At 67.2% G+C, this 12,894-nt stretch carries 13 protein-coding genes; 5 read left to right on the plus strand and 8 right to left on the minus strand.

Going from position 1 to position 12,894, the window contains the following annotated elements; genetic code table 11:
• Window positions 1-68: 68 nt before the first annotated feature.
• Window positions 69-272, minus strand: coding sequence for a DUF6898 family protein (locus DPR14_RS23380; RefSeq protein WP_246148530.1), 204 nt, complete (start codon window positions 270-272; stop codon window positions 69-71).
• 140 nt (window positions 273-412) lie between these two features.
• On the opposite strand from DPR14_RS23380, the gene DPR14_RS23385 reads away from it, so the two are divergent.
• Window positions 413-1,651 carry an acyl-CoA dehydrogenase gene (locus tag DPR14_RS23385; RefSeq protein WP_158047288.1) on the plus strand — a complete coding sequence of 413 codons (1,239 nt, stop codon included), beginning with the start codon at window positions 413-415 and terminating at the stop codon, window positions 1,649-1,651.
• Window positions 1,652-1,799: 148 nt separating this feature from the next.
• On the opposite strand, the gene DPR14_RS23390 is transcribed toward DPR14_RS23385, so the two are convergent.
• The 4 genes from DPR14_RS23390 to DPR14_RS23405 form a co-directional block, all read right to left on the minus strand.
• Window positions 1,800-2,273: a MarR family winged helix-turn-helix transcriptional regulator gene (locus tag DPR14_RS23390; RefSeq protein ID WP_158047289.1), complete on the minus strand. Its 474-nt coding sequence runs from the start codon at window positions 2,271-2,273 to the stop codon at window positions 1,800-1,802.
• 74 nt (window positions 2,274-2,347) lie between these two features.
• Entirely contained in the window at window positions 2,348-3,238 is an 891-nt protein-coding gene (gene mmsB / locus DPR14_RS23395) for a 3-hydroxyisobutyrate dehydrogenase (RefSeq protein WP_158047290.1), read from the minus strand.
• A 58-nt stretch (window positions 3,239-3,296) separates the two neighbouring features.
• Complete coding sequence (locus DPR14_RS23400) at window positions 3,297-4,436, minus strand: enoyl-CoA hydratase/isomerase family protein (RefSeq protein WP_158047291.1); 1,140 nt, start codon at window positions 4,434-4,436, stop codon at window positions 3,297-3,299.
• 77 nt (window positions 4,437-4,513) lie between these two features.
• Entirely contained in the window at window positions 4,514-5,653 is a 1,140-nt protein-coding gene (locus tag DPR14_RS23405; protein WP_158047292.1) for an isobutyryl-CoA dehydrogenase, read from the minus strand.
• A gap of 218 nt (window positions 5,654-5,871) precedes the next feature.
• On the opposite strand from DPR14_RS23405, the gene DPR14_RS23410 reads away from it, so the two are divergent.
• The 3 genes from DPR14_RS23410 to hemB all read left to right on the plus strand — a co-directional run bounded on the left by DPR14_RS23410 (window position 5,872) and on the right by hemB (window position 8,907).
• Window positions 5,872-6,873 carry a diacylglycerol/lipid kinase family protein gene (locus tag DPR14_RS23410; RefSeq protein ID WP_246148533.1) on the plus strand — a complete coding sequence of 334 codons (1,002 nt, stop codon included), beginning with the start codon at window positions 5,872-5,874 and terminating at the stop codon, window positions 6,871-6,873.
• A gap of 20 nt (window positions 6,874-6,893) precedes the next feature.
• Window positions 6,894-7,745, plus strand: coding sequence for a metallophosphoesterase family protein (locus DPR14_RS23415; RefSeq protein WP_158047294.1), 852 nt, complete (start codon window positions 6,894-6,896; stop codon window positions 7,743-7,745).
• A 184-nt stretch (window positions 7,746-7,929) separates the two neighbouring features.
• Window positions 7,930-8,907, plus strand: a complete 978-nt coding sequence (gene hemB, locus DPR14_RS23420) for a porphobilinogen synthase (RefSeq protein WP_246149409.1) — start codon at window positions 7,930-7,932, stop codon at window positions 8,905-8,907.
• Window positions 8,908-8,928: 21 nt separating this feature from the next.
• Here hemB and DPR14_RS23425 read toward each other — a convergent pair whose 3' ends face one another.
• Window positions 8,929-9,399, minus strand: coding sequence for a PaaI family thioesterase (locus DPR14_RS23425; protein WP_246148536.1), 471 nt, complete (start codon window positions 9,397-9,399; stop codon window positions 8,929-8,931).
• Between the two features lie 226 nt (window positions 9,400-9,625).
• Between DPR14_RS23425 and DPR14_RS23430 the strand changes: the two genes are divergently transcribed.
• Window positions 9,626-10,240, plus strand: a complete 615-nt coding sequence (locus tag DPR14_RS23430) for a glutathione S-transferase family protein (RefSeq protein ID WP_158047295.1) — start codon at window positions 9,626-9,628, stop codon at window positions 10,238-10,240.
• Window positions 10,241-10,252: 12 nt separating this feature from the next.
• Here the strand turns inward: DPR14_RS23430 and DPR14_RS23435 are convergent, their stop codons facing one another.
• Window positions 10,253-10,963, minus strand: coding sequence for a hypothetical protein (locus DPR14_RS23435; RefSeq protein WP_158047296.1), 711 nt, complete (start codon window positions 10,961-10,963; stop codon window positions 10,253-10,255).
• 154 nt (window positions 10,964-11,117) lie between these two features.
• Window positions 11,118-12,800 carry an energy-dependent translational throttle protein EttA gene (gene ettA, locus DPR14_RS23440; RefSeq protein ID WP_158047297.1) on the minus strand — a complete coding sequence of 561 codons (1,683 nt, stop codon included), beginning with the start codon at window positions 12,798-12,800 and terminating at the stop codon, window positions 11,118-11,120.
• Between the last annotated feature and the right edge of the window lie 94 nt (window positions 12,801-12,894).

The raw sequence follows: 12,894 nt of genomic DNA on the forward strand, positions 1-12,894 counted from the left end.
TGTCCGTTTTTATTTCGCCACCTCTTGGTGTACCGATCCGTGTCGTCGTGACGCAGGCCGGAAGGGTGTCATCGCGCCGGACTCCCCGGCTTCTTCGCCAGCACGTATTCCAGCTTGGCCACGGCGGTGCGCCGGAGCATTTCGCGGCTGTGGTTCAGGGGGCCGACTACGGTGACCTCGGTCAGCGTTTCCGGATCCATGGCGATCGCCTTCATGTACATGCCGACGCGCTTGAACTCCAACAGGACCTCGCGCTCGGGCGCCTTGGCCATCACCATCTCCCCTTGTCCATATCGGCTAATCGACTGCGTCAGTCGAGGTGGATAGTGCCGCAAGCGTTTCGATTCGGTAAATTCCCCCAATGCCGGGCCCCCTTTCCCGGGCGCCCGGAGTTCGACTCGGAGACTCAAGAATGACCGCAAACCCGATCGTCGCAGCAACCGATGCGGCAAAAGGCGAGGAAACCGCAAAGCCGGCGCAGGCCGCCCGCTTCCAGTGGGAAGACCCCTTGCTGCTGGAGGACGAGCTTTCGGAAGAGGAGCGGATGATCCGCGACAGCGCGCGGGGCTATTGCCAGGACAAGCTGATGACGCGCGTGCTTGAGGCGAACCGGCACGAGCATTTCCACCGCGAGATCATGACCGAGATGGGCGAGCTGGGCCTGCTCGGGCCGACCATCGACGGCTACGGCTGCGCCGGGGTCGGCTATGTCAGCTACGGCCTGATCGCCCGCGAGGTCGAGCGGGTGGACTCGGGCTACCGCTCCGCCATGTCGGTCCAGTCCTCGCTGGTCATGCACCCGATCCACGCCTACGGCACCGAGGAGCAGCGCCTGAAGTACCTGCCCAAGCTGGCCAGCGGCGAATGGGTGGGCTGCTTCGGCCTGACCGAGCCGGACGCCGGGTCGGATCCGGGCTCCATGAAGACGCGGGCGCGCAAGGTCGAGGGCGGCTACTCGGTCAGTGGCTCCAAGCAGTGGATCACCAACTCGCCGATCGCCGACGTGTTCGTGGTGTGGGCCAAGGACGATGCCGGCGAGATCCGCGGCTTCGTGCTGGAGAAGGGCATGAAGGGGCTGAGCGCGCCCAAGATCGAGGGCAAGTTCAGCCTGCGCGCCTCGATCACCGGCGGCATCGCGATGGACGAGGTGTTCGTGCCGGAGGAGAACCTGCTGCCCAACGTCAAGGGGCTGAAGGGGCCGTTCGGCTGCCTGAACAACGCGCGCTACGGCATATCCTGGGGCGCCATGGGGGCGGCGGAGTTCTGCTGGCACCAGGCGCGCGACTACGTGCTGGAGCGCAAGATGTTCGGCCGGCCGCTGGCGGCCAACCAGCTGATCCAGAAGAAGCTGGCCGACATGCAGACCGAGATCACGCTCGGCCTGCACGCCGCGCTGCGGCTGGGCCGGCTGAAGGACGGGCACCGCGCCCCGCCGGAGGCGATCAGCCTGATGAAGCGCAACAACTGCGGCAAGGCGCTCGACATCGCCCGGGTCGCCCGCGACATGCTGGGCGGCAACGGCATCTCGGACGAGTACCACGTGATCCGCCACGTCATGAACCTGGAGGCGGTCAACACCTACGAGGGCACACACGACATCCACGCCCTCATCCTGGGCCGCGCCCAGACCGGCATCCAGGCCTTCAGCTGAGAGGCGTGACGGGACCGCGGGTCGGCGCCGGCCAAAGGCCGGCGCCGACCCGCGGCGAGCCGATCATTGCTGGAGAAACGCCACGTCGACGTGCCGGGCCGCCCATCGGGCGGCCCGGCCGGACGACGTGCGAACCGGGCAGCCCGCGTCAGGCAGCCGACGTGACCGGATAGCCGCTGTAATCCAGCGACGAGGACCAGAAACGCTCCAGCTTGCGCATGGTCTCGTTCGCCTTGATCAGCTCCTCGTCGTTGAGGCCGGCCTTGTCCAGCGCCTTGATCTGGCGCTCGAACATGTTGCTGATCTTGTCGCGAAGATCGAGGCCCTTGTCGGACAGGCGGACCCGGACCGACCGGCGGTCGTGAGGCGAGCGCTCCTGGCCCAGATAGCCGTTCTCGACCATCTTCTTCACGTTGTATGACACGTTGGAGCCCAGGTAATAGCCCCTCGCGGTCAGTTCGCCGACGGTCAGCTCGTCATCACCGATGTTGTAGAGAATCAGGCTCTGGACGTTGTTGATGTCCTGGATTCCCAAACGATCCAGTTCGGTCTTCAGCACTTCCAGAAAGTGTCGATGCAGACGCTCGATCAAGAGGATGCTGTCATAGTAGGGCTGTCGCACGGCGTTCTCCATTCTCCCGGTTCCGAAGTTCCTTGAGGCCAAGGACTCCGTAGCCTTTCAAGTAATACGTTAGCTCAACAAGCTCCGCGAAGCATCTTGATAATCGCGGAAAAATCCAGTTTGCCGTTGCCGTTATTGGCGAACACCGTATAGAGCGCCGCCGCTTCGGCTCCCAAAGGCGTCGCCGCTCCGGAATTATTGGCAGCCTGCTGCGCAAGCTTGAGATCCTTCAGCATCATTTCCGCCGTGAAACCGGGTTGATAGTCCCGATTGGCAGGCGAGGTGGGTACTGGTCCGGGCACCGGGCAGTACGTGGTCAGTGACCAGCACTGTCCGGATGATTTGGAACTGATATCAAACAATTTTTGGTGGTCCAAGCCAAGCTTTTCGGCGAGGACGAAAGCTTCGCCCACGGCGATCATCGAGATTCCCAGGACCATGTTGTTGCAGATCTTGGCGGCTTGGCCCGTTCCGGGGCCGCCCGCATGGATCACCGCCTTGCCCATCCGCGACAGGAGCGGCTCGGCCCTGGCGAAGGCGTCGTCCGGCCCGCCGACCATGAAGGTCAGGGTGCCGGCCGCGGCCCCGCCCACGCCGCCCGACACCGGCGCGTCGAGCATGGCGAACCCCGCCCCGGTCGCCGCATCCGCGACCGCCCGCGCGCTGTCCACGTCGATCGTCGAGCAGTCGATCAGCAGCGCCCCCGGCTTGGCCGAGGCGATCACCCCGCCCTCGCCGGTGTAGACCTGCCGGACATGCTGGCCCGCGGGCAGCATGGTGACGACGACGTCGGCCTTGGCCGCGGCCTCGCCGGCACTGGCGGCGCCCGTGCCGCCGGCCCCCGTCAGGCCCTCCAGGTTGGACGCGGACACATCGAACCCGACCACCTCGTGCCCCGCCTTCACGAGATTGAGGGCCATCGGCAATCCCATGTTGCCCAGGCCGATGAACGCTACCGTCGCCATTTCAGATGCCTCCCCGTCTTGTCATGACCGTCTTGTCATATGATCCAGGCGCTTCATGTCATTCAGCGAAGCTGAGGTCGCGGTCGCCGAGCGGCGCGAAGTGACGTTCCACGTCGGCGGTGCCGACCTCGCCCAGGCTGGCCGGGCGCCACTTGGGCGAACGGTCCTTGTCGACCAGCAGGGCGCGGATGCCTTCGTAGAAATCATCCCCCCGGATGAATGCCTGACTCATCCTGTACTCCATGATCATCGCATCATCGAATGACAGGTTCTTCCCAAGCCTGACCTGCCGCAAGGTGACCTTGAGGCTTGTCGGAGACATCTGGCTCAAATTTTTCAACGTGGACACCGCCCAATCTGTTCCGTCCTTTTCCAAGGCGGCCCAAATCTCTTCAACCGAATCAAAGCTGAAGCAGCGGTCTATGGCCTCGCGATGGGCAGCCAGCGGCGGCTCCCCGGCCGATCCGGCGGCGACGGAGGCCAGGGCATCGTCCACCACCGCCCGGCCGTCGCCCGACCAGTCGGCGGCGGCCAGCGAGTCGATCAGGTCGCCCAGCGCGGCGCTCGGCAGGTAATGGGTGGCGAGGCCGGCATAGAGCGTGTCGGCGGCGTGCAGCCGGGCGCCGGTCAGCGCCAGATAGGTCCCGATCTCGCCCGGGCAGCGCGGCAGGTACCAGCTTCCGCCGACGTCGGGGAACAGGCCGATGCCGGTCTCCGGCATGGCGAACAGGGTCCTCTCGGTCACCACCCGGTGCGATCCCGGCACGGAAATCCCGACGCCCCCGCCCATGGCGATGCCGTCGAGCAGCGCCACGTAGGGCTTGGGCAGGGTGTGGATACGGCGGTTGAGGACATACTCCTCGCGGAAGAAATCGCGGGCGAGATCGCCGCCCTCGCGCCCTTCCTTGAGCGCCCGGCCGGCATCCGCCACGGCGAGTACGTCGCCGCCGGCGCAGAAGGCGCGGTCGCCGGCCCCCCGGACCACGACCGCCTTGACGGCGGGGTCCGCGGCCCAGGCGGCGAGACTGGGGTCGAATTCGCGGATCATGCCCAGGGTCAGCGCGTTCAGCGCCTTGGGCCTGTCGAGCGTCACGACGGCGACGGCGCCCCGCCGCCCGAAGGTGATCTCATGGCTGGAGTCCGGTCCGTTCTCCGAAGTGCTCCCGGCTCCGGATGGGGAATTCGCTGTATCGGTCATGGCGTCCGTTCTTGGTCGTTGGCAGGCGCCTGATCGGATGGACCGGCGGAAGGCCGGGAGCCGATCAGGGAAGGAGTTCAGGCCGAGAGCAGGCGGCGGGCGATGATCAGGCGCATGATTTCGTTGGTGCCTTCCAGGATCTGATGCACGCGGACGTCGCGCATATAGCGCTCCACCGGATACTCCTTGATGTAGCCGTAGCCGCCGTGAAGCTGCAAGGCTTCGTTGCAAATCCTGAAGCCGGCATCGGTGGCGAAGCGTTTCGCCATCGCACAATATAGCGGGGCTTCGGAGTCCCCGTCATCCAACTTCGCGGCACCGCGATGGACCATCAGCCGGGCGGCCTCCAGGTCGGTCGCCATGTCGGCCAGGCGGAACTGGAGCGCCTGGAAATCGGCCAGCTTGCGGCCGAACTGGGTGCGGACGTTCATGTGGTCGCGCGCCAGCTCCAGGCAGGCGCGGGCGCCCCCCAGCGAGCAGGCGGAAATGTTGAGCCGGCCGCCGTCCAGCCCCTTCATGGCGATCCTGAAGCCTTCGCCCTCCGCCCCCAGCCGGTTGGCGACCGGAACGCGGCAGTCCTCGAAGATCACCGCCGCGGTCGGCTGGCTGTTCCAGCCCAGCTTCTTCTCCTTCTTGCCGAACGAGAGCCCCGGCGTCCCCTTCTCGACCACGACGCAGGAGATCCCCTTGGGGCCGGGCTCGCCGGTACGGACCATGGCGACATAGACGTCGGACACGCCGCCGCCGGAGATGAAGGCCTTCGTCCCGTTCAGCACGTAATGGTCGCCGCGGCACTCGGCCCGCGTCTTGAGCGACCCGGCGTCGGACCCGGCGCCGGGCTCGGTCAGGCAGTAGCTGGCGAAATGCTCCATGGTGGCGAGCTTCGGAAGCCAGCGGGCGCGCTGGGACTCGTCGCCGTAGCTGTCGATCATCCAGGAGGCCATGTTGTGGATCGAGATATAGGCCGAGGTCGATACGCAGCCGGCCGCCAGCTCCTCGAAGATGACGGCGGCATCCAGGCGCGACAGTCCCGACCCGCCGAACTCCTCGCGGCAATATATCCCGGCGAAGCCCAGTTCGGCGGCACGGCGCAGGGTTTCCGTCGGGAAGATCTGGTGCTCGTCCCACTCGGCGGCATGGGGCGCCATGTGCTCGGCGGCGAAGCCGCGGGCGGTTTCCTGGAACGCGCGCTGATCCTCGGTCAGGTCGAAATTCATGACGGTATTGCTCCCTCCCGTTTATCCGGATAACCCGTTTGTTCGGTCCGGATGATAAAGCCGGCGGGGTGGCTGTCAATCGAGGCGCGCTCCGGCGGCGCGCGGGGCGGGAATGCGCGGCGCGCCGGGCCCCCTGGAACACCGGAGCGGCACCCGTGTTGACCCCAGGTGCGTGGATGAATTCCCTTTTCAAGCCGTTCCGAAGTGGAACCCGTCATATGAAAGTCTCCGTCGTCCTCAACGGCGCCGCCGGATCCCTGGTGGGCCAGCCGATCGAAGACTCGGTCAGCGAGGTGAAGCGTCTGTTCGAGGAGGCCGGGCACACCGCCACGGTCACGGCGGCGTCCGGGCCGGAGATCGTCGCGGCGATCGACCGGGCCGTGGCGTCGGACGCCGAGGTGGTCGTGGTCGGCGGCGGCGACGGCACCGTGGCCACCGCGGCCGGCAAGCTGATGGGTACCGACAAGGCGCTGGGCATCCTGCCGCTCGGCACGCTCAACCTCTACGCCAAGGATCTGGGCATTCCCCTCGACATCGCCGAGGCGGTGCCGCTGCTGGCGCACGGCCGGATCAAGCCGATGGATATCGGCGACGTCAACGGCACCGTCTTCCTCAACCACTCCGTCCTCGGCCTCTATCCGATGATGGTGCAGGAGCGCGAGGAGGTCCGCGAGGAGCGCGGACTCAGCAAATGGCCGGCCATGGCGATCGCCATGTGCAAGGCGCTGAAGCGCTATCCGCTGCTGCGCGTCCGGCTGGAGACCGACAAGGGCACCCGGCGGATCACCACGCCGATCCTCGCGGTCGCCAACAACCCCTATGACGAGGGTTTCGGCTCCTTCCTCAAGCGCTCCCGGCTGGATACCGGCGAACTGGCGCTCTATGTCGCCAAGCACCGCCAGCCGCTGCGGATGGCGCGGATGATGGTGGCGCTGGTGCTCGGCACGTGGCAGCGCGACGCCGAGCTGGAGGTGATGCACATGACCGAATTCACCGTGAAGAGTCGCCGACGGACCCTCAAGGTCGCCAACGACGGCGAGGTCCACCGCATGGAGGCGCCCCTGCACTACCGAATGCTGGCCGGCGGGCTTAGGATGCTGGTCCCGGCGGAAGAGGCGGATGTCCATGCGGCGACCCCCGCGGAGCGCTTTGCCGAACAGGCCGACATCACGCGGGCCGAGATCACGCGGGCCGAGATCGCTCGGAAGGAGAGCGCCTGAGACAGGGCCGGAGTTCCACCATGCGCACCGTCGCCCACATCTCCGACCTGCATTTCGGCCGCATCGATCCCAGGGTGGTCGAGGCCCTGGCCGAGGACCTGGCCGAGCAGAAGCCGTCGCTGGCGATCATCAGCGGCGACCTGACCCAGCGGGCGCGGCGGAGCCAATTCCGCGAGGCGCGCGCCTTCCTGGACCGGCTGTCGATGCCCTACATGGTGATCCCGGGCAACCACGACATACCCAACTTCAACATCCTCGGACGGTTCACCGACCCTTACCGCAACTACAAGCGCTACATCAGCGAGGATCTGTGCCCGATCCACCAGGACGACGAGCTGGCGGTGGTCGGCATCAACACGGTCCGGTCCTGGATCCTGGATTTCGCCGAGGGCCGGATCAACCGCACCCAGATGAAGCGCATGCAGGAGGTGCTCCACGCCGCGGGCCCGGAGCGGTTCAAGATCTTCTTCACCCACCACCCGTTCCTGCCGCCGCCCGACGCGCCGGAAACGAGGCTGGTCGGCCGCGCCCGCGAGGCCCTGCGCCGACTGGAGGAGGCCGGCGTCGACCTGATGCTGGCCGGGCACCTTCACCGGGCGTACAGCGGCGACATCATGAGCCACCACACCAAGATCGCGCGCTCGATCCTGGTGGCCCAGGCCTCGACCGCGACGTCGACCCGGCTGCGGAACGAACCCAACGCGTACAACTTCATCACCATCGAGGGCAACGGCGAGAACGCCAGGGTGACTTTCCTGGTACGATCCTGGGAAGGTGCCCGTTTCACGCCGGGGCTGAAGAGCCAATATGTGAAGCGGGGACACCGCTGGGAGCTTCAGGCGCAAGATCCGGGATTGAGCCCGGTGTCCTGAACGGCGTACAGTCTCCGCCGGAGCCGGCGGTCGCCCCGCAGGCGTTCCAGGCCCCTGCCCCGAGTCCCCGTTCCAAGCCCGAGTTCCAGGTCCGATGTTCACCAAGATGTTCAACCGGCAGCCGCCCCGGCCCGCCGAACTGCCGCAGACCGAAGCCGCCGCAGCCCGCCAGCTCAGCCTGCGCATGAGGCCGCGCCGCAACCGCGCGGATGCCTGGACCCGTCGGCTGGTCGCCGAGAACCGGCTGAGCACCGACGACCTGATCCTGCCCGTGTTCTCCGTGGACGGCGAGAACCGGCGCGAGCCGGTCGCCTCGATGCCCGGCGTGGAGCGCCTGTCGCTGGACCTGCTGGTCGGCCACGTGGCGCAGGCGGTGGAACTGGGAATCCCGGCGGTGGCCCTGTTCCCGGTCACGCCAAACGAGCTGAAGACGCCGGACGGCGCCGAGGCCGCCAATCCCGACAACCTGATGTGCCGCACGATCCGCACGCTCAAGAGGCAGTTCCCGGAACTGGGCCTGATTGGCGACGTGGCGCTCGACCCCTATACCAGCCACGGCCATGACGGGCTGGTGCGCGACGGCTTGATCCTGAACGACGAGACGGTGGAGGTGCTGGTCGCCCAGGCGCTGGCCCAGGCCGACGCGGGCATCGACATCCTGGCGCCGTCGGACATGATGGACGGCAGGATCGGCGCCATCCGCGACGCGCTTGACGCGCGCAACCACCAGCTCGTCCGCATCTGCTCGTACGCCGCCAAGTACGCCTCGGCCTTCTACGGCCCGTTCCGCGACGCGCTGAACTCCGGCGGGCTGCTCAAGGGCGACAAGCGCACCTACCAGATGGACCCGGCCAACAGCGACGAAGCCGTTCGGGAGGTGGCGCTCGACCTCCAGGAAGGCGCCGACATGGTCATGGTCAAGCCCGGCATGCCCTACCTGGACATCGTGTCCCGCGTGAAGCAGACCTTTTCCGTTCCGACCTTCGTCTACCAGGTCAGCGGCGAATACGCGATGCTGAAGGCCGCCACGGCCAACAGCTGGCTGGACAACGACAAGGTCGTGATGGAAACCCTGCTTGCCTTCAAGCGCGCCGGCGCCGACGCGATCCTGACCTACTCGGCGATCGAGGCGGCGAAGCTGCTGCGCGAGATGCGGGGGTAGGGAGCGGGTCGTGCGTGCCGGTCACTCGATCGGCACGCCCTCCGGGTCCTCGCTGCCGCTGCGGTAGCGGTAGGTGCCCTCGCCCATGGCGATCAGGTTGCCCTCCGCGTCGAAGACTTCGCAGCTCGCCATGAAGATCTTGCGGCCGCCGCCGCGCCGGCGGCCGACCGCGCGCAGCGTGCCGCTGCTGGCCTGCCCCATGAAGCTGGTGGTCAGCGACAGCGTGACCGTGCCGCGCTTGTTGCCCGGAACGGTGCAGAAGGTGCCGGCGAAGCCGCCGACGGTGTCGATCAGGGTGGCGAGCACGCCGCCATGGACGACGCCGCCGCGGTTCAGGTGGAGCGGCAGCAGGTCCAGCACCAGGACCGCCTCGTCGGGCTTCCATTCCGCCAGGCGGTACCGGATCGCCCGCTGGAAGGCGGAAGGCTGCTCCGGCGCGAGCAGCGGGTCGGTGAACGGCTCGTCTTCGTGAAGGTTTGGCGGCATCGTCATGGGCTGGGTACCTGTTCGCGGTGTCCGGAGGGTCCGGTGGTCTTGCATAGTGGTTCCAATGGGTCGCTGTCGGCCGGAGCCTGGATATCGGGGTCAGACCACCAGTCTCCAGGGTAACGCGCCGCACCCCGCTCCCGACAGCATGCGCTCGCGGCATACTGGGAATTCGCGGCCATCGGTTATCATCGGCGGGCACGTTCAATCGCCCGCAGCATCCTGAGGCACCATGCGGCTCTATGACGACCCCTGTTCGGGCAACGGGTACAAGGCGAGGCTGATGCTTGCCCTGCTCGGGCAGGATTACGAGTACGTCCGGCTCGACATCGACAAGGCCGAGACCCGCACGCCGGAGTTCCTGGCGAAGAACCCGAACGGCCGCATTCCCCTGCTGGAGTTGGACGACGGCCGGCTGCTGCCGGAATCGAATGCGATCCTGCACTATCTGGCGGACGGCACGGAGTACCTGCCGGCCGGCCGGTTCGCCCATGCCCAGGTGCTGCAGTGGATGTTCTTCGAGCAGTACAGCCACGAGCCGAACATCGCGACCGTCCGCTTCTGGCTGACCCACGGCGTCGAGATGACGCCCTGGCGCGAGGAATCCGTGGTCCAGAAGCGGATCGCCGGCTACGCGTCGCTCGACGTGATGGAAGCCCATCTGGCGCTGAACCGGTTCTTCGCCGCCGGCACCTATACCATCGCCGACATCGCGCTCTACGCCTATACCCATGTCGCCCATGAAGGCAGCTTCGACCTGGACCGGTATCCCGCGGTGCTGGCGTGGCTGAACCGCGTGGCGGCCCATCCCGGCCACGTGGCGATCACCGATGTCCCGCAGCGGTAACCCCGGACGCGGTCAGCCGGGCAGCCAGATCTCGATCGTGCGCTCCCGCGGCTTGGGATCGTAGTGGGTGAAGTCGATGACCCGGAACTCCCGGCTTCCGAACCGCTCGCCATAGAGGCCGCTCAGCCGCTCGGCGAGGCTCGCCGCCGCGTCCCGGTCCTGCGGAAAGAAGTAGCGCACGTTGCCGGCGGAGATGCTGCCCCGGACCGTCCGCGTATCGACGACAGTCAGCCCGTCGGACCGCAAGGCCCCGACCACGTCGGTCGCGACCGTCGCGAGCGGCGGGGTCGCGTAATGGTGCACGAACAGGCGCGCGCCGCTCAGCGGCGTCGGTGCCGCCGGTCCGGGCGGCTGAGCTTCCTCGGCCGGGGCCGGCGGGGATGCCGGCGGTGGCGGCGTGACGGCATCCTCCTCGCCCAGGGGCAGCGGCGCGCCCAGGACCTCCGGTTCGATCACGACCGCCGTGGGCGAGGCCGGGCGGGCGGGACGGAGGACGTCGACGATCAGCACATAGGTCGCGAACCCCAGGCCGACGCCCGCCAGCAGGAAACCCGCCAGGAAGCCCAGCAGGAAGCGCCCGCTCCGGCGCGGCGTCGGAGCCTTGCGCACGGGTGGCGATGGCGGCGTCCGGGCGGCGGCACCCACGGGCTGCCTGAAACGGGGAAACTCCTCGTCCGACCAGTCCGCTGCGTCGGGAGGCAAAAGCGGTCTGCGCGAAGTCATGTCGAGAACCCGATCTGGCTGGCGGTCTCCTTACAACTCCGGATCGGGTCCAAGGTTCATGCGAAGGCGGAGATCTCCGCCGGTCAATGCCTTATGGATCATCGGCGGGGCGCCGCTCCGTCGTCCGGAACGGCGCCCCGCCGATGCGTCCCGGTTACGCCCGCACCAGCGGCTTGTACTTGATGCGGTGCGGCTGGTCGGCCTCGTGGCCCAGGCGGCGCTTGCGGTCCGCCTCGTAGTCCTGGTAGTTGCCCTCGAACCATTCGACGTGGCTCTCGCCCTCGAAGGCCAGGATGTGGGTCGCGATGCGGTCCAGGAACCAGCGATCGTGGCTGATCACCACGGCGCAGCCGGGGAAGCCTTCCAGCGCGTCTTCCAGCGCCCGCAAGGTATCGACGTCCAGGTCGTTGGTCGGTTCGTCGAGCAGCAGGACATTGGCGCCGGACTTCAGCATCTTCGCCAGGTGGACGCGGTTGCGCTCGCCGCCGGAAAGCTGGCCGACCTTCTTCTGCTGGTCGCTGCCCTTGAAGTTGAAGGCGGCGACATAGGCGCGGCTCGGCATCGAGCGCTTGCCCAGCTCGATCACGTCCAGGCCGTCGGAGACCTCCTCCCACACCGTCTTGTTCGGGGCCAGCGTGTCGCGGCTCTGGTCCACATAGCCCAGCTTGACGGTGTCGCCGACCTTGAAGGTGCCGTCGTCGGGCTGGTCCTGCCCGGTGATCAGGCGGAACAGCGTGGTCTTGCCGGCGCCGTTGGGGCCGATCACGCCGACGATGCCGCCCGGCGGCAGGCGGAAGCTCAGGTTCTCGAACAGCAGCCGGTCGCCGAAGCCCTTGGCGATGTTCTCGGCGTCGATCACCACGCCGCCCAGCCGGGGCGGGGTCGGGATGATGATCTGGGCGTCGGTGCCCTGGGCCTTGCCGCTCTCCGCCAGCATCGTCTCGTAGGCGGAGATACGCGCCTTGCTCTTGGTCTGGCGGGCCTTGGGCGACTGCCGGATCCACTCCAGCTCGCGCGCCAGGGTCTTCTGGCGGTTGACCTCGGTCTTGGACTCCTGCTCCAGCCGTTTCTGCTTCTGCTCCAGCCAGGCGGAGTAGTTGCCCTCGTAGGGGATGCCCTGGCCGCGGTCCAGCTCCAGGATCCAGCCGGTCACGTTGTCGAGGAAGTAGCGGTCGTGGGTGACCAGGACGACCGTGCCCTTGTAGTCCTCCAGGAACTTCTCCAGCCAGGCGACGGACTCGGCGTCGAGATGGTTGGTCGGCTCGTCGAGCAGCAGCAGGTCGGGCTTCTGGAGAAGCAGCTTGCACAGCGCCACGCGCCGGCGCTCGCCGCCGGAAAGCTTGGTGACCTCGCTGTCGGGCGGCGGGCAGCGCAGCGCGTCCATCGCGATCTCGACCGTGCGCTGCAGGTCCCAGGCGTCCGCCGCCTCGATCTTCTCCTGCAGTTCGGCCTGCTCGTCGATCAGCGCGGTCATCTCGTCGGGGTCCTCGACCTCGCCGAGCTTCATGCTGACTTCCTCGAACCGGTCGAGCAGCGCCTTGGTGCCCGCCAGGGCCTCCATGACGTTCTCCTGCACGGTCTTGGACTCGTTCAGCTGCGGCTCCTGCGACAGGTAGCCGACGGTGGCCCCTTCCGCGGTCCAGGCCTCGCCGTTGAAGTCCTTGTCCATGCCGGCCATGATCTTCATCAGCGTGGACTTGCCGGCGCCGTTCGCGCCCAGCACGCCGATCTTGGCCCCGGGGTAGAAAGACAGCCAGACGTTATCCAGCACCTTCTTGCCGCCGGGGTAGATCTTGGTCAGCCCCTTCATGACAAAGACGTATTGATAGGACGCCATGCGTCTCTCCGACCATATTCACGTGGATCAGGGTGCGACGGGACGCCACCGCAACGGCCTCCCGTCGATGTTGCGCCTTATGTAGCGCAAGGAG

The sequence above is a fragment of the Skermanella pratensis genome, from assembly GCF_008843145.1.
In the GTDB taxonomy this organism is placed as follows: domain Bacteria; phylum Pseudomonadota; class Alphaproteobacteria; order Azospirillales; family Azospirillaceae; genus Skermanella; species Skermanella pratensis.